The sequence below is a fragment of the Georgenia sp. Z1344 genome, from assembly GCF_049856295.1.
In the GTDB taxonomy this organism is placed as follows: domain Bacteria; phylum Actinomycetota; class Actinomycetes; order Actinomycetales; family Actinomycetaceae; genus JB111.
Window position 1 is genome coordinate 50,428 of sequence record NZ_JBNDMZ010000001.1, and the last position, 13,029, is coordinate 63,456.

Consider the following 13,029-nt stretch of genomic DNA (forward strand, 5'->3'; position numbering starts at 1 on the left):
TTTTTTTTTCCTTTCTTCCGTCTGCCTCTCTTTTTTCTCCCCTCCCTTTCCCCCCCCCCCCCCCCCCGCTCGTACGTCTGGCGCTGAGCTGTCGAGAGTGTGGATCAGGCGTTCTCGTGGCCCGCGTCGTGCTCGGCGATCTGCTTCTTGATCTCGTCCATGTCGAGCTCGCGGACGGCGGTGAGGATCTCCTCGAGGTTCTTGGCGGGGACGGCGCCCGGCTTGTTGTAGACGAGCACGCCGTCGCGGAAGGCCATGAGGGTGGGGATCGAGGTGATCTGGAGCTGGGCGGCGAGCTCCTGGTTCGCGTCGGTGTCGACCTTGGCGAAGGTGACGTCCGGGTTCGCCTCGGAGACCTTCTCGTAGACCGGGCCGAACTGCTTGCAGGGCCCGCACCAGTCGGCCCAGAAGTCGACGAGCGTGATGCCGTCGCCGGTGACCGTGCTCTGGAAGTCGTCCTGCGTGATCTGCGTGGTCGCCATATGGCGCTCCCTTCGTCCGTGGGCGTGCTCCGCGCGGGGCGGAGCACGTCTTCCACCTCGTCCAACCGAGGAGACCCCCGGGTCATTCCCCGGCGGTCGCGGGTAGTTTGCCCTCATGACCGCTACCCCCGACGCCGACATCCGCGCCGACGCCGACGTCCGCGAGGCCGTCCACGCCATCTGCGCCGAGGCCAAGGAGGCCGGGCGCGCGCTCGCGACCGCGACCCGCGCCACCAAGGACGCCGCCCTGGCCGCGATGGCCGACGCCCTCGTGGCCGGCTCCACCCGCATCGTCGCCGCCAACGCCGAGGACCTCGAGCGCGGCCGCACCACCGGCATGAGCCCGGGCCTCCTCGACCGCCTCGCCCTCGACGACGCGCGCATCGCCGCGATCGCCGACGCCCTGCGCGAGCTCGCCGCCCTGCCCGACCCGGTCGGCGAGGTCGTCCGCGGCTCCACGCTGCCCAACGGGCTGCGGCTGCGCCAGGTGCGGGTGCCGATGGGCGTCGTCGGCATGATCTACGAGGCGCGCCCCAACGTGACCGTCGACGCCGCGGGCCTCGCCGTGAAGTCCGGCAACGCCGTCGTCCTGCGCGGCGGCTCGGCCGCAGCGAGCTCGAACGAGGTAATCGTCGAGATCCTCGGCGAGGCACTGGCCTCCGTCGGCCTGCCCGCCGCGGCCGTCCGCTCGGTCGACGCCCACGGCCGCGCCGGCGCCGTCGAGCTCATGCGCGCCCGCGGCCTCGTCGACGTCCTCGTCCCACGCGGGGGAGCGGGCCTCATCCAGACGGTCGTCGCCGAGGCGTCGGTCCCCGTCATCGAGACCGGCGTCGGCAACGTCCACGTGTACGTCGACTCGAGCGCCGACCTCGCCCAGGCCGTCCCGATCATCCTCAACTCCAAGACCCAGCGCGTGGGAGTGTGCAATGCGGCGGAGTCCCTCCTCGTCCACCGCGACGTCGCCGACGAGCTGCTGCCCGCCCTCTACGCGGCCCTCGCCGAGAAGGACGTGACGATCCACGCCGACGACGACGCCTCCCGCGCGGCCGCCGCCTGCGGGATAGCGCACGTGCCCGCCACCGAGGAGGACTGGGGGACCGAGTACCTCTCGGCGGACCTCGCCGTGCGCGTCGTCGACTCCCTCGACGAGGCGCTCGACCACATCCGCCGCTGGTCCACCGGCCACACCGAGGTCATCCTCACGCGCGACACCACCTCGGCCCACCGGTTCACCACCGAGCTCGACGCGGCCGCGCTCATCGTCAACGCCTCCTCCCGTTTCACGGACGGTGGCGAGTTCGGGCTCGGCGCGGAGATCGGCATCTCCACGCAGAAGCTGCACGCTCGCGGGCCGATGGGCCTGGGCGAGCTGACGACGACCACGTGGATCGTCGAGGGCCAGGGTCAGATCCGGGAGTAGCTCGTCGTCGGCCCTGGGCGAATCCGACGGCCGGAGGCGCCGAGTTCCCCGTACCCTGGGGACACGCCCCACCCGCCCGCAACGTGCAGGAGCCGCCATGCCCGAGGTCGTCGAGGTCCTCCTGTGGATCACCGGCATCGGCGTGGCCACGACCGTGGTCGGCGTGGGCAGCGTCTGGTACGGCGTCCGCCGCCTCACGCGCAGCAAGGGCGTGCGCCGCCGTATCGAGCAGGGCGAGCTCAACGTCCGCGCACTCTCCTCGGACCCGACCGTGCGCGAGGTGGCCAAGCATCGGCTCGCCATGCGCCGCTCGACCGACGCGACCGAGCGCGCGCTGGCCGCCGCGAAGGAGGCCGGCCGGCCCGTCGGTGACCTCCCGCAGGTGGCGGCCGACCTCGACCGGGCCTACCGGGAGATCGACGACGACCTGCGCGTCGTCGAGAACGAGCCCGACGCCGCCATGCGGCACCGCCTGCTCACCGACCTGCTGCCGGACATCCGCACGCACGAGCGGCTCTCCGGCGACCTGCGACGCTCGCTCCTGCACTCGCGCTCGTCGTCGACCCCCGCGCTGCAGCGCGCGGCGGACGACCTCATGCTCGAGGCACAGGCGCTCGGCGCGCTCGGCGAGGGCGAGGACCGGGGGATCGAGCGCCGGTCCGACCGCGTGCGCGAGTCCGACCGCGTGCGCCGGTCGCGCCGCCGGGCCGAGGACGACTGATGGGCGTCGGCCGCCGGATCTTCGGCATCGGCCGTGCCGAGGGGAACGACCGTCGTCGTCGGCGTCGTGAGGCGAAGAACCCGCCGTCGGACCCGGCGACCGAGATCGCGGAGGCCGTCCGCCGCCAGCGGGCCGCCGTCGACGACGCCCGCCGGAGCGTCGGCGAGCTGACCGTCCAGCGGCGCCGCACCGAGCTCCTCCACGAGCGCGCCGCCCTCGAGGTCGAGGGGCACGAGCGTGCGGCGGCGATCGCCGTGGACCAGGGCGACGACGCCGCTGCGCGGGCCGCGCTCGGCCGCGCCCTCGAAGCGAGCCCCGCGCGGGACCGGCTGGCCGACCAGGTCGCCGAGCTGCGGCACAAGGAGGAGGACCTGCGCGCCGGCGTGGCCCGGCTCGAGGCCCGCGTCCAGGAGGTCGAGTCGCGTCGCCGCGCGCTCGTGGCCGACCGGGAGGCGGCCCGCGCGTCGGCCACCATCGCGCAGGCGATGCGTGCCGACGTGCCCGGGTCGACGGCGGAGGCCGTCCGCTCGGCCGAGCGCGAGGTCGCCGAGCTCGAGACACGTCAGGCCGCCTACGAGGAGCTGGCGTGGACCGACTCCGGCTCGCACCAGGTCCGCGACGAGTTCGCCCGCCTGAGCCGCGAGGCCGAGATCGAGTCCGAGCTGCGGCGGCTGCGCGGGGGAGAGCCGGGCCAGATCGGTGACGGCCGGCGCTGAGTCGCGCGGTGCCCCGCTCGTGCGACACTGGCCCCCGAACTCGACCGAAGGAGACCACCGATGGCCAGCTCGCTGGTGAACATGTCCGCCCACACCGCGGCGGAGCCGATGGCGACGGAGCTCAACGCCTACGTCGGCGGCGCGATCATGCTCGCGATCCTGCTCATGCTCCTGCTGCTCACCTGGGCGTTCCGATCCGTCAGGACGCGCCACTGACGTGAACGCCCGCTCCCACCGGGGACGCCGACGCCGCGTCGGCCTCATGGGCGGAACGTTCGACCCGATCCACCACGGCCACCTCGTCGCCGCATCGGAGGTCCAGCACCTCCTCGGCCTCGACGAGGTGCTCTTCGTGCCCACCGGCGTCCAGCCGTTCAAGAGGGACCGCAAGGTCACCGAGGCCGAGCACCGCTACCTCATGACCAACATCGCGACGGCGTCGAACCCGCGCTTCACGGTCTCGCGCGTGGACATCGACCGCGGCGGCGACACGTACACGATCGACACGCTGCGCGACATCCAGGCGCAGATGCCCGACGCCGAGCTGTTCTTCATCACCGGCGCCGACGCCCTGTCCCAGATCCTCGCCTGGAAGGACGCCGACGAGCTGTGGGACCTCGCCACGTTCGTCGGTGTCACCCGGCCCGGCCACGACCTCGTGGCCGAGGGCCTGCCCGAGGACCGGGTCAAGCTTCAGGAGGTTCCCGCCATGGCCATCAGCTCCACCGACTGCCGGCTGCGCGTGCAGGAGGGCAAGCCCGTCTGGTACCTCGTGCCGGACGGCGTGGTGCAGTACATCGCCAAGCACCGCCTGTACATCGACCCGGCGACGGTGGCGTGATGGGCGAGCAGCCGGTCACCCGACGGTCGCTTCGCGAGCAGGCGGCCCGTGACGCCGCCCGGATGGCCGACGACGCGCGCCGCGACGTCGCCGCCGAGCGCGGCGGCAGTCCGGAGGACCGCGCGCGGGCCGCGCTGGAGGGCACTCCGCCGCCCGCCCCCTCGGCGGGCGACGTGCGGCGGGCCGACGGCCCGCCCGCGGCAGGGGAGCCGATCGGCGCGGGCGAGCCAACCGACGCACGCAAGCCGTATGGCGCAGGGGAGCCGACCGTCGCAGGGGAGCCGACCGGCGTAGGCGACCCGTCAGTGGAGGACGCGGGCCTCGAGGACACGCGCGCGCACGAGGCCACCTGGGAGCCCGGGCAGGGCTCGGCGGCCGTGGCCGGTCCGGCCGCAGGGTCGCAGGTGAGCGAGGTCCGGCCGGCCGACAGCTCGAGCGCGACCGACCTGCCCGCGACGTCGGGACCCGAGGGCACCTCCGTGCGCCCCTTCGCCGCCGTGCCCGCCGCACCCCCGGGCCCGACCGACGACGACCGCGCGCCGTCCGGGCCGACGAGCGACGGCGCCGCACCCCCGCCGCCCGCACCCGAGGACGAGGAGGCCGCGACGGCGGTCCGTCCCGCGGCAGCCGGGGGCGGCACGCGTGACGCGGAGTCGGACGATCCCGCGCGGGACGCGGCGAACGACGACCAGCACGACGACGAAGGGACCCCGGTGGCCACGACGACCCAGCGCGGACGTGCGGCCGGCACCGGCCACCGCAACGCGAAGGCACCCTCGGGCCCGGCGGGCCGGAAGCCCGGCAAGCGCCCCACCCGGCCGGTCCGGTGGTGGCGCGGCCTGGCCATCGTCGTGCTGCTCGCGGCGATCTTCTTCGGAGTCGGCGCCGCGGTCGGGCTCTACCTCTTCGGCCGCTGATCGCCAGCCCGTAGGATCGGGGCCACCTGTTCCCGAACCGAGGAGTTCCGTGGCCGCCGACGAGCGATCCCGCCACCTGGCGAACGTGGCGGCGCGTGCCGCCGCAGCGAAGAAGGCGGAGGAGATCATCGCGCTCGACGTCTCCGAGCGCCTCGTCCTCACCGATGTCTTCCTCGTCGCGTCCGGCTCGAACGAGCGCCAGGTGCGCGCGATCGTCGACGCGATCGAGGAGGCCCTGGCCGCCGAGGGGGCGAAGCCGGTGCGGACCGAGGGCCTGACCGAGTCGCGCTGGGTGCTCGTCGACTACAACGACGTCATCGTGCACGTCCAGCACGCGGAGGACCGGCAGTTCTACGCGCTCGAGCGGCTGTGGGGCGACTGCCCGGTCGTCGCCGTCGACGTCGAGGACGTCGTCGTGGACGAGTCGGTGCCCGGCACCGAGGACGAGGCCCCGTACCGGGCGACCGGGCTGCAGGCCGACCTGTGACGGCACGCGCCCTCGTCCTCCTGCGGCACGGGCAGACCGACTACAACCACGCGATGCGGATGCAGGGCCAGATCGACATCCCGCTCAACGACACCGGCCGCGAGCAGGCCGAGCGGGCGTCGGAGGTCCTCGGCGGCACCGACCTCTCGCGGATCATCAGCTCCGACCTCTCCCGCGCGCACGAGACGGCGCGGATCCTCGGGAGCGTGGCCGAGCTCGAGGTCACCACCGACGAGCGGTTCCGCGAGCGCGGCTTCGGCCTGTGGGAGGGGCACACGCACGCCGAGCTCAAGGAGGGCTGGCCCGAGGAGTTCGCCGTGTGGCGTGCGGGCAAGGACCCGGACGGCATCGGGGTCGAGTCGCGGGCAGCGGCGGGGGAGCGGGTCGGCCGCGCGCTGCTCGACGTCGCCGAGGCGGCCGACGACGAGGAGATCGTCGCCGTCGTCGCGCACGGTGCCGCGATCACCCTCGGCATCGCCTACGTCCTCGGGATGGGTGCGCACTCGCACTGGCTCGGCGGGATGGGGAACTGCCACTGGTCGGTGCTCGGGCAGAACCCCGGGCGCGAGCCCGCGTGGCGGCTCAGCGTGCACAACATCGGGGTCGACCTCGTGCCCCGGCCCCACCGCACGATCCTCGACCGGGCCGCCGAGTCGACGGACCACGGCGACCAGCAGGTCACCGGCGCATCGGGGCGGCCCACGCAGGCCGACCAGACCGGGGTCCCCGAGCGCTGAACGACGACGGGCCCCGGCCGACGGGAGTCGACCGGGGCCCGACATCAGGGCCGGGCGTCAGCCGGCGGTGCGTGCCCCGTCGATGACCCAGAGCTGGCCCGACACGTGCGAGGCCTCCTCGCTCGCGAGGAACGCCGCGACGTTCGCCATCTCGGACGCCTCGCCGACCCGCCCCTGCGGGACCTGGGCCGCGAGCGTCGCGTTGAGCTCGTCACCCAGCCCGTCCAGCCACGGGGTGCGCGTGACGCCCGGGCCGATCGCGTTGACCCGGATGTTCTTGTCCGCGTACTCCAGCGCGGCGGTCTTCGTCATCATGACGATCGCGCCCTTGGACGTGATGTAGGCGGCGGCCGACGGGGTCGCGAGGACGCCGCCGATCGAGGCCGTGTTGACGATGGAGCCGCCGCCGCGCTCGAGCATGAGGCGCAGACCGACCTGCTGGACCCGGAAGAACTGCCGGACGTTGATGCGCAGGACGCGGTCGAAGTCCTCCATCGGGTACTCGTGCGAGAGCAGCGCGGGCCCGTTGACGCCGACGTTGTTGGCCAGGACGTCGATGCCGCCGTGCGTCTCGCGCAGGTAGCTCTCCAGCGCGTCGATCGCGGCGTCGTCGTCGACGTCGAGCTGGTAGGGGACCGCGAGGTCGCCGAGGCGCTCCGCGACCTCGTCCTGGCGCCCGCTGACGTCCGCCACGACGACCGAGGCGCCCTCCGCGACGAACTTCGTGGCGATCGCCTCGCCGATGCCGGAACCCGCGCCCGTGACGAGTGCCGTCCTGCCCTCGAGCCTGCCGTTCATGCCCTCTCTCCTCTCGTCGACCCCCTACGGGAACCGTATGACGCGGACGAGGCCGTCTCCTGGGCCGTCGGTCCCGGTCGGCGGGCGGAGTTCCGGCGGCCGGGCGGTGGCTGAGCGTGCTGGGAATCACGCGGGCGAGGGGCCGCTGAGATTGGCATGGTGAAGCGGAGGTGACGTAGAGTCGTCCTCGCCCTTCGGGGCAGCGGGGCTATGGCGCAGTTGGTAGCGCGCTTCCATGGCATGGAAGAGGTCCGGGGTTCGAATCCCCGTAGCTCCACCCCTGTGATGTCCCAGGACATCGTGAACGGCTGAACCCCCGGTGACGGGGGTTCAGCCGTTTTTTCGATGGTATGTGTACGGGCCGCGGATCTATCGGCCAGAGATGGTCAACGACGGCGCCGTGGTCGTCGAGCATCGGGCGTCGGGGCCTATCGTGTGGCCACGACCGGTGCAGACGGAGAACGAGGCTCGACAATGTGTAGGGGGTGGGGCGTATGCCACGGGACGACGACGAACAGCAAGACTCCTTGATCCGACCTCTTGAGCCGCCGAGGGATTTCGACTCGCCGCTCCACAGTCAGGGCGCACTGGTGCTCGGTGCCGGTCGCCTGGCGTTCGTGTCCGGGCAGGTCGGCGTCCGGCCCGATGCCACGATCGGAGCGGACCTGGCGGAGCAGACGTTCATCGCGTTCGAGAACGTCGCCCGGGTACTGGCCGAGGCGGATCTCGGCATGACCGACGTGGCGTCGCTGAGGATCTACCTCACCTCGCACGACGCGATCCCGACCTTCACGGAGACGGCGAGAGGGTGTCTCGGTGGGCACCGGCCGGCGTCGACGCTCCTCGTCGTCGAGCACCTGGCGAGTCCTGCGCTGCTGGTCCAGGTCGAGGCGGTCGCGGCCGGCCGTTGAGCGCCCACCGACCCGCCACACGCCCGTGCCGCTGGGCGTCGATCATCACCCATCCCCGGGGCCGGCCGGTCGCCCGACCTCGCGGACGGCGTCCGCGACGGCATCGAACTCCCGCCGCAGGATCCTGGCGTGGTTGGTGGGAACCGTCGCGCTGACGCGAATGTTCGGCCTGCGGTCGAGGACCGGCTCGAGCGTGGCTCGCACCTTCGCCATCTCCGCGTCGTCCGTGCCGAGGTGTCCGCCGGTCGCGACGACGTACCGGACGGGCGCCTCGATGCTGTCGAGCACGGACTCGAGCGTGCCCAGCAGCTCGTTGACCTCGATGTTGACCTCGGCGTGCTGTGCCGCACTCATGCGCGCGGCCAGACCCATCCGGCTCGCGACCGGGAGGATCCATCGCATGCGGTGGAACAGCCGACGGAGTCGGGCGCGCGCCTCGTCGTCGATCCAGTCGTAGGGCATGGCGCCGTCGACGGCGACCACCCCGAGGGTGCGGTCCGGGTGCCGACGGGCCCAGTGCACGGCCAGTGTCGCGCCGTAGGACCAGCCGGCTAGCACGGGGCGTTCCACGTCCGCCGCGTCGAGCACGACCTCGATGTCGCGCAGGCACGCCTCGAAGGAGTAGTCGACGGATCGCCGGGAGCGTCCTCGCGCCCGTTCGTCGAAGCGGACGTGCCGCCAGTCGGCGGTTCCGAGATCGGCGACCACGCTGTCCCAGTGCCGCAGGTCGGCGTATGCGCCGTTGAGGTAGACGACGGGTGTGCCGGGCCCGCCGGTGTCATTGGTGAACAGGGCGGTGTCGTCGACCGGGACCATGCCGGTCCAGGGACTGTGCAGGTGTGTCATGAGTGGTCCTCGTCGTTGGTGGATGTGTGGCGGCGCGTTGCGCGCGGCCCCGTCCGGAGCGCACGGAGGATCCCGTCGAGGCTGTCCCAGATCGCGACCACCGTGACGAGGAGCAGGAGCAGCTCGGTCAGGTCCGCTACGTCGGTGCGGGTCCCGGCCGTGGCTCCGGCCGGCACGGGGGAGAGGAGCGTGCCCTCCACCGCCAGCACGACGACCGACACGGCCCCGGCGCCGTTGGCGACGGTGTTGACGAGGGCCACCGGCATCGTCCACCGCCGTCGCGCCCAGGCCACCGCGCTGCAGACCAGGCTGACGGCGAGGGTGCCCACGAGGACGGCCTTCCCCGCCGGGTGAAGCCCCGGGTCGAGGACCTGGAGCTGCTGGCCGTCGTCGGCGACGCCGGCGAACTGCCACACGAGCACCGCGAGCAGGGCCATGCCGAAGACGATCGAAGTCACGAGGCCCGTCGGGCGCCGGTCGGTCCCGGGGCGGTGACGACTGCTCCCACTCGCCGACCTGCCGGGCTGCGCCGCAGGGTACTGGTTCGTCACCATGGTCACGCCACCCGCCCGACGAGCGCGGTGAGCACGGCCGCCAGGGCGAAGGCGCCGGCGGTGAGGCCGACGGCGGCCAGAGTCGCGAGCGTCACGGTCGACGACGTCCAGCGCACCGGAGGAAGCTCGCGGGACACGAGCGTCCCGAGCGGGAGCAGCAGGGCGACGCCGCTGACGAGGCCGGGCATCGGGCTCCAGGAGAGCAGGCTCAGCACGACGTGGCCGGCGCCGTTGACCATCAGCGCACAGGCGACGCACGCCAGCACGGTGGCGCTCCAGCGCGGCCGGGTGCCGACGGCGACGGCGGCGAGGCCGAGCACGGCGAGCGTGACGAGGGCGAGCACGAGCGCAAACTCGGCCGGATCACCGTGCAGGGAGCGTCCCGGCAGCCAGGGGTGCTCGGCGATCCAGCCCGTCATGTCCAGCAGGCACTCCTCGGTGTTGTGCAGGACGACGGCTAGAGCCGTTGCGCCCCACAGCTGTGACTGGCGGCGGTGCCCGGCCCCCGGCGGCTTGTCCGTTCGTGCGGGTGTTGTGACCATCAGTTCCATAGGGCGACCTTACGTTCGTATTGGAAGGTCGTGCGACTGTATTGTCTACCCATGGCAGATGCAAGGGACGGCAGGCACAGGCTGGCCGAGGCGCTCACCCGGGTGGTCGCTCGAGAGGGGATCACGGGGGTCAGCGTGCGAGCGGTGGCGGCGGAGGCCGGCGTCAGCGGTGGCGCCGTGCAGCACCACTTCCGTACTCGGGCCGAGATGATCCGGTTCGCGATGGAGTGGATCTCCGACGGGGTGGAGCACCGACTGTCACGGGTCGCCCGGTGGGGCGACGTGGAGGAGTGGACCCGGGAGATCCTCCTGGAGCTGCTACCGCTCGACGAGCAGAGACAGCGCGAGCACGCGGTGTGGCTGGCCTTTGTCGCACACGCCGCGACCGACCCCTCGCTGGCGGACCTGAGAAACCGCACGAACGAGAAGCTGCTCGAGATGTACGCCCGGATCGTCCGGGCGCGGCGCTCTCTCCCACCCACCTCCGCTGTCGAGGAGCCGGTTGTGACGACGATGGACGGTCAGGTCGATGACGTCGACGAGGACGCGATGCTCCTGCAGGCGCTGCTGGACGGGCTGTCGCTCCACCTGACCGAGATGCAGCCCGACGAGGCGCAGCGGCGCGGGCCGGCATTGCTCGATCGGTTCCTGGAGCTCGTGGTCGACATCTCGACGCCGGCCTGAGTCGACGGACATGGTCACGCGTTCTCGGTGACCTGTCGTCCGCGCGATCGGACCCGGCCGGTCGTGTGGCAAGGTGTCCGTCGTCGATGACGGTGTCGTCGTGCCGGCCGGATCGGGGCGATGGTCGCTCAGATCCGGTCGCGCGGTGCGTCGTCCGGCTCGTCCGGCTTTCCCAGGTAGCCGACCGAGATCCAGGCGATGGCGACGACCGCCCCACCGATGATGGCGTAGGTGCCGCGTGACTCCTCGAACACGATGAACCCGGCACCGAAGAGGATGCTGACGACGAGGGCGATGTAGGCCAGTGTCTTTCTGCTCATGACAGCAGCATGGCAGTGACCGACCTCTCCGATCGCTGACAGGTGTCACCGGCTGGTGGGTGCCTCTGTCAGCGGCCGTCATGCCCCCGGCCCGGCCCGGCCCGGCCCGGTCACGTCGTCGTCGGCCGCTCCGGCCCGAGGTAGGTCCAGCGGCCCTCCTCGCGGACGAACCGCGACCGCTCGTGCTGGACGCCCACCCCGCCGCCGGGCTCGCGGTAGGTGGCCCGGAACTCGACGACGCCCTCGGTGTCGTCGCGACCGCCCGCCACCCTGTCGACGATCTGGAGCCCGCGCCACGCCGGGTTGTCGTCGAGGGGGAGGGACGCCGGCCGGGTCGAGTGGTGCCACGAGGCGAGCAGCCAGGCGGCGTCCGCGTCGCGGAACGCGGCGAAGCGCGAGCGCATGAGGGCCTCCGCCGTCTCGGGCCAGGGGTGCTCGGCGTCGTCGGAGATCGAACCCTCGCCGTGGATCGACCCGTCGTCGGTCATGGTCGCCTCGGCCAGTCAGGTCGACGTGCCGCCGCGGCCCTCGTCGTCGGGCTCGGCACGCAGCTGGTCCGCGATCTCCTCCTCGGGGCGTGGCGCGAGGTCCTGGTCGGACTCGACGACCGGCACGCTCGGCTCACCCGTCGCGGACAGGTGCTCGTGGGGGTGGTTCGGGTGCGCTGGGGATGACATGTCTGCTCCTCCTGGGGGCGAGCCGTCCACGCTACTCCGCCGTTCGTGCGGACGCCTCGACGGCCTGACCGGTCACGGGATGACCGCGCAGGCAGTGTCGGGTGACGATGGAGCATGGCGATCTTCCCCAAGACCGACGAACCCGGCACCCTCGCGTTCGAGACCGCCGGCCTGCGCTGGCTCGCGGAGGCGCAGCCCGAGGGTGGGGCGCCCGTCGTCGAGATCGTCGCCGAGGGGAAGGGGTGGGTCGACCTCGTCCTGCTCGAGCATGCCCCCGCCACCGCGGAGGCTGCGGCGGCCTTCGGACGCGGGCTCGCCCGGACCCACGCCGCCGGCGCGCCGTCGCTCGGCTGCGCCCCGCCCGGCTGGACCGGTCAGCCGCCCCGCAGCTCCGGACCGATGCCGCTGCACGACCACGACGCCGACCCCGTGTTCGCCACGTGGGGCGAGTTCTACGCGGAGTACCAGGTCAGGCCGTACGCGCGGCGGGCGGTCGCGCAGGGATCGATCGACGACGACGGGGCGCGCGTGCTCGAGCGCCTCTCCGACCGGCTCGCGGACGGGCGGTTCGACGCCGACCAGCCCGCGCTCGTCGGCGGGGGAGTCGCGCGGCTGCACGGTGACCTGTGGGGCGGCAACGTCGTGTGGGCGGCGAGCCCGGCGGACGGCGAGGGGGCGCGTGCGGAGGCTGACCCCGCGAGCGGCGTGCAGGGTGTCCTCATCGACCCGACCTCGCACGGCGGCCACGCGGAGACCGATCTCGCGGCGCTGGACGTCTTCGGTGTCGACCGGCTCGACGACATCCTCGCCGGGTACCAGGAGGTCTCGCCGCTCGCCGACGGGTGGCGCGAGCGGGTCGGGCTCCACCAGGTGACGATGCTCGTCATGCACGCGGTGATCTTCGGCGGGCACTACGGCCCGGCGACGGTCGAGGTGGCCCGCAGGTACCTCTGACGCGTCCCGGGGGCGTCGCCGCGCCGCGCGCTGCGTGCTGCTCAGTCGGAGGTCGGCTCCGACTCCCCGGCCGGTACGGTCGACGCGTGGGTAGCACGAACGGCGGGAAGCGCCCCGGGTGGGCGGCTCGCATCCGCCGTCACCCCGTCGTCGTCCGTATCGGTGTCTTCGGTGAGGTCCTCACGGTCCTTGGGTATCTGCTGCTCGTCGTCGCACTCGTCTGGTGGCTCGTCAGTCTGACCGGCGTCGTCGGTGCCGGCGGTGCTCTCGCGGTCGCGGTCCTCGGGGGCGTGCTGTGGGCCGTCGGCGGCACCCTTGCTTCGGTCACGGGGGTCTCGGACAGCTGAGCCGGTCGCAGGGCCCGGCACGCAGCCTCGTCCGCCGGCGAATCCTCCGCGTCCAGGACAGTGCCG

20 protein-coding genes and 1 tRNA gene are annotated in these 13,029 nt (G+C 72.9%); 13 read left to right on the forward strand and 8 right to left on the reverse strand.

Annotated features, from left to right (window positions below; genetic code table 11):
* Window positions 1-104: 104 nt before the first annotated feature.
* The gene (trxA, locus tag ACPYO6_RS00230; RefSeq protein ID WP_425712869.1) at window positions 105-482 is read right to left on the reverse strand and encodes a thioredoxin; all 378 of its coding nucleotides are present in this window, start codon (window positions 480-482) and stop codon (window positions 105-107) included.
* 115 nt (window positions 483-597) lie between these two features.
* On the opposite strand from trxA, the gene ACPYO6_RS00235 reads away from it, so the two are divergent.
* The 8 genes from ACPYO6_RS00235 to ACPYO6_RS00270 all read left to right on the forward strand — a co-directional run bounded on the left by ACPYO6_RS00235 (window position 598) and on the right by ACPYO6_RS00270 (window position 6,321).
* Entirely contained in the window at window positions 598-1,902 is a 1,305-nt protein-coding gene (locus tag ACPYO6_RS00235) for a glutamate-5-semialdehyde dehydrogenase (RefSeq protein WP_425712870.1), read from the forward strand.
* 97 nt (window positions 1,903-1,999) lie between these two features.
* Entirely contained in the window at window positions 2,000-2,623 is a 624-nt protein-coding gene (locus tag ACPYO6_RS00240) for a hypothetical protein (protein WP_425712871.1), read from the forward strand.
* Window positions 2,623-3,339: a PspA/IM30 family protein gene (locus tag ACPYO6_RS00245; RefSeq protein WP_425712872.1), complete on the forward strand. Its 717-nt coding sequence runs from the start codon at window positions 2,623-2,625 to the stop codon at window positions 3,337-3,339. Before ACPYO6_RS00240 ends, ACPYO6_RS00245 begins: the two co-directional genes overlap by 1 nt.
* 60 nt (window positions 3,340-3,399) lie before the next feature.
* Window positions 3,400-3,555 (forward strand): hypothetical protein, encoded by a 156-nt coding sequence (locus tag ACPYO6_RS00250; protein ID WP_425712873.1) that lies wholly within the window; start codon window positions 3,400-3,402, stop codon window positions 3,553-3,555.
* Between the two features lies 1 nt (window position 3,556).
* On the forward strand, window positions 3,557-4,180 hold the full coding sequence (gene nadD / locus ACPYO6_RS00255) for a nicotinate-nucleotide adenylyltransferase (protein WP_425712874.1): 624 nt from the start codon (window positions 3,557-3,559) through the stop codon (window positions 4,178-4,180).
* Entirely contained in the window at window positions 4,180-5,097 is a 918-nt protein-coding gene (locus ACPYO6_RS00260; RefSeq protein WP_425712875.1) for a hypothetical protein, read from the forward strand. Before nadD ends, ACPYO6_RS00260 begins: the two co-directional genes overlap by 1 nt.
* Window positions 5,098-5,146: 49 nt before the next feature.
* Complete coding sequence (rsfS, locus tag ACPYO6_RS00265; protein ID WP_425712876.1) at window positions 5,147-5,584, forward strand: ribosome silencing factor; 438 nt, start codon at window positions 5,147-5,149, stop codon at window positions 5,582-5,584.
* Window positions 5,581-6,321, forward strand: coding sequence for a histidine phosphatase family protein (locus tag ACPYO6_RS00270; RefSeq protein ID WP_425712877.1), 741 nt, complete (start codon window positions 5,581-5,583; stop codon window positions 6,319-6,321). Before rsfS ends, ACPYO6_RS00270 begins: the two co-directional genes overlap by 4 nt.
* A gap of 57 nt (window positions 6,322-6,378) precedes the next feature.
* On the opposite strand, the gene ACPYO6_RS00275 is transcribed toward ACPYO6_RS00270, so the two are convergent.
* Window positions 6,379-7,119 carry an SDR family NAD(P)-dependent oxidoreductase gene (locus ACPYO6_RS00275; protein WP_425712878.1) on the reverse strand — a complete coding sequence of 247 codons (741 nt, stop codon included), beginning with the start codon at window positions 7,117-7,119 and terminating at the stop codon, window positions 6,379-6,381.
* Window positions 7,120-7,323: 204 nt separating this feature from the next.
* Here ACPYO6_RS00275 and ACPYO6_RS00280 point away from each other — a divergent pair.
* Together ACPYO6_RS00280 and ACPYO6_RS00285 are read left to right on the forward strand one after the other, a co-directional pair.
* A tRNA-Ala gene (locus tag ACPYO6_RS00280) sits at window positions 7,324-7,396 on the forward strand.
* Between the two features lie 217 nt (window positions 7,397-7,613).
* Window positions 7,614-8,030, forward strand: a complete 417-nt coding sequence (locus tag ACPYO6_RS00285) for a RidA family protein (RefSeq protein WP_425712879.1) — start codon at window positions 7,614-7,616, stop codon at window positions 8,028-8,030.
* Window positions 8,031-8,075: 45 nt separating this feature from the next.
* On the opposite strand, the gene ACPYO6_RS00290 is transcribed toward ACPYO6_RS00285, so the two are convergent.
* The 3 genes from ACPYO6_RS00290 to ACPYO6_RS00300 all read right to left on the reverse strand — a co-directional run bounded on the left by ACPYO6_RS00290 (window position 8,076) and on the right by ACPYO6_RS00300 (window position 9,981).
* Window positions 8,076-8,876 (reverse strand): alpha/beta fold hydrolase, encoded by an 801-nt coding sequence (locus tag ACPYO6_RS00290; protein ID WP_425712880.1) that lies wholly within the window; start codon window positions 8,874-8,876, stop codon window positions 8,076-8,078.
* Window positions 8,873-9,334 (reverse strand): hypothetical protein, encoded by a 462-nt coding sequence (locus ACPYO6_RS00295; RefSeq protein WP_425712881.1) that lies wholly within the window; start codon window positions 9,332-9,334, stop codon window positions 8,873-8,875. Before ACPYO6_RS00295 ends, ACPYO6_RS00290 begins: the two co-directional genes overlap by 4 nt.
* Before the next feature lie 98 nt (window positions 9,335-9,432).
* Window positions 9,433-9,981, reverse strand: a complete 549-nt coding sequence (locus ACPYO6_RS00300; RefSeq protein ID WP_425712882.1) for an HXXEE domain-containing protein — start codon at window positions 9,979-9,981, stop codon at window positions 9,433-9,435.
* 51 nt (window positions 9,982-10,032) lie between these two features.
* On the opposite strand from ACPYO6_RS00300, the gene ACPYO6_RS00305 reads away from it, so the two are divergent.
* A complete protein-coding gene (locus ACPYO6_RS00305) occupies window positions 10,033-10,665 on the forward strand; it encodes a TetR/AcrR family transcriptional regulator (protein WP_425712883.1) in 633 nt (210 codons plus the stop codon).
* Between the two features lie 128 nt (window positions 10,666-10,793).
* On the opposite strand, the gene ACPYO6_RS00310 is transcribed toward ACPYO6_RS00305, so the two are convergent.
* The 3 genes from ACPYO6_RS00310 to ACPYO6_RS00320 all read right to left on the reverse strand — a co-directional run bounded on the left by ACPYO6_RS00310 (window position 10,794) and on the right by ACPYO6_RS00320 (window position 11,662).
* Window positions 10,794-10,985, reverse strand: a complete 192-nt coding sequence (locus ACPYO6_RS00310; protein ID WP_425712884.1) for a hypothetical protein — start codon at window positions 10,983-10,985, stop codon at window positions 10,794-10,796.
* Window positions 10,986-11,095: 110 nt separating this feature from the next.
* On the reverse strand, window positions 11,096-11,473 hold the full coding sequence (locus tag ACPYO6_RS00315) for a YchJ family protein (RefSeq protein WP_425712885.1): 378 nt from the start codon (window positions 11,471-11,473) through the stop codon (window positions 11,096-11,098).
* Window positions 11,474-11,488: 15 nt separating this feature from the next.
* On the reverse strand, window positions 11,489-11,662 hold the full coding sequence (locus ACPYO6_RS00320) for a hypothetical protein (protein WP_425712886.1): 174 nt from the start codon (window positions 11,660-11,662) through the stop codon (window positions 11,489-11,491).
* Between the two features lie 114 nt (window positions 11,663-11,776).
* On the opposite strand from ACPYO6_RS00320, the gene ACPYO6_RS00325 reads away from it, so the two are divergent.
* A complete protein-coding gene (locus tag ACPYO6_RS00325) occupies window positions 11,777-12,616 on the forward strand; it encodes a fructosamine kinase family protein (RefSeq protein WP_425712887.1) in 840 nt (279 codons plus the stop codon).
* An 86-nt stretch (window positions 12,617-12,702) separates the two neighbouring features.
* Window positions 12,703-12,963: a hypothetical protein gene (locus ACPYO6_RS00330; RefSeq protein WP_425712888.1), complete on the forward strand. Its 261-nt coding sequence runs from the start codon at window positions 12,703-12,705 to the stop codon at window positions 12,961-12,963.
* Window positions 12,964-13,029 lie beyond the last annotated feature (66 nt).

Excerpts from the sequence above, each read along its gene's own strand:
- ACPYO6_RS00290 (WP_425712880.1), bottom strand. The coding sequence starts at position 8,876 with ATGACACACCTGCACAGTCCCTGGACCGGCATGGTCCCGGTCGACGAC.
- ACPYO6_RS00250 (WP_425712873.1), top strand. The coding sequence starts at position 3,400 with ATGGCCAGCTCGCTGGTGAACATGTCCGCCCACACCGCGGCGGAGCCG.
- ACPYO6_RS00240 (WP_425712871.1), top strand. The coding sequence starts at position 2,000 with ATGCCCGAGGTCGTCGAGGTCCTCCTGTGGATCACCGGCATCGGCGTG.
- ACPYO6_RS00320 (WP_425712886.1), bottom strand. The coding sequence starts at position 11,662 with ATGTCATCCCCAGCGCACCCGAACCACCCCCACGAGCACCTGTCCGCG.
- ACPYO6_RS00245 (WP_425712872.1), top strand. The coding sequence starts at position 2,623 with ATGGGCGTCGGCCGCCGGATCTTCGGCATCGGCCGTGCCGAGGGGAAC.
- ACPYO6_RS00325 (WP_425712887.1), top strand. The coding sequence starts at position 11,777 with ATGGCGATCTTCCCCAAGACCGACGAACCCGGCACCCTCGCGTTCGAG.
- ACPYO6_RS00315 (WP_425712885.1), bottom strand. The coding sequence starts at position 11,473 with ATGACCGACGACGGGTCGATCCACGGCGAGGGTTCGATCTCCGACGAC.
- ACPYO6_RS00260 (WP_425712875.1), top strand. The coding sequence starts at position 4,180 with ATGGGCGAGCAGCCGGTCACCCGACGGTCGCTTCGCGAGCAGGCGGCC.
- ACPYO6_RS00305 (WP_425712883.1), top strand. The coding sequence starts at position 10,033 with ATGGCAGATGCAAGGGACGGCAGGCACAGGCTGGCCGAGGCGCTCACC.
- trxA (WP_425712869.1), bottom strand. The coding sequence starts at position 482 with ATGGCGACCACGCAGATCACGCAGGACGACTTCCAGAGCACGGTCACC.
- ACPYO6_RS00275 (WP_425712878.1), bottom strand. The coding sequence starts at position 7,119 with ATGAACGGCAGGCTCGAGGGCAGGACGGCACTCGTCACGGGCGCGGGT.
- ACPYO6_RS00235 (WP_425712870.1), top strand. The coding sequence starts at position 598 with ATGACCGCTACCCCCGACGCCGACATCCGCGCCGACGCCGACGTCCGC.
- ACPYO6_RS00300 (WP_425712882.1), bottom strand. The coding sequence starts at position 9,981 with ATGGAACTGATGGTCACAACACCCGCACGAACGGACAAGCCGCCGGGG.
- ACPYO6_RS00310 (WP_425712884.1), bottom strand. The coding sequence starts at position 10,985 with ATGAGCAGAAAGACACTGGCCTACATCGCCCTCGTCGTCAGCATCCTC.
- ACPYO6_RS00285 (WP_425712879.1), top strand. The coding sequence starts at position 7,614 with ATGCCACGGGACGACGACGAACAGCAAGACTCCTTGATCCGACCTCTT.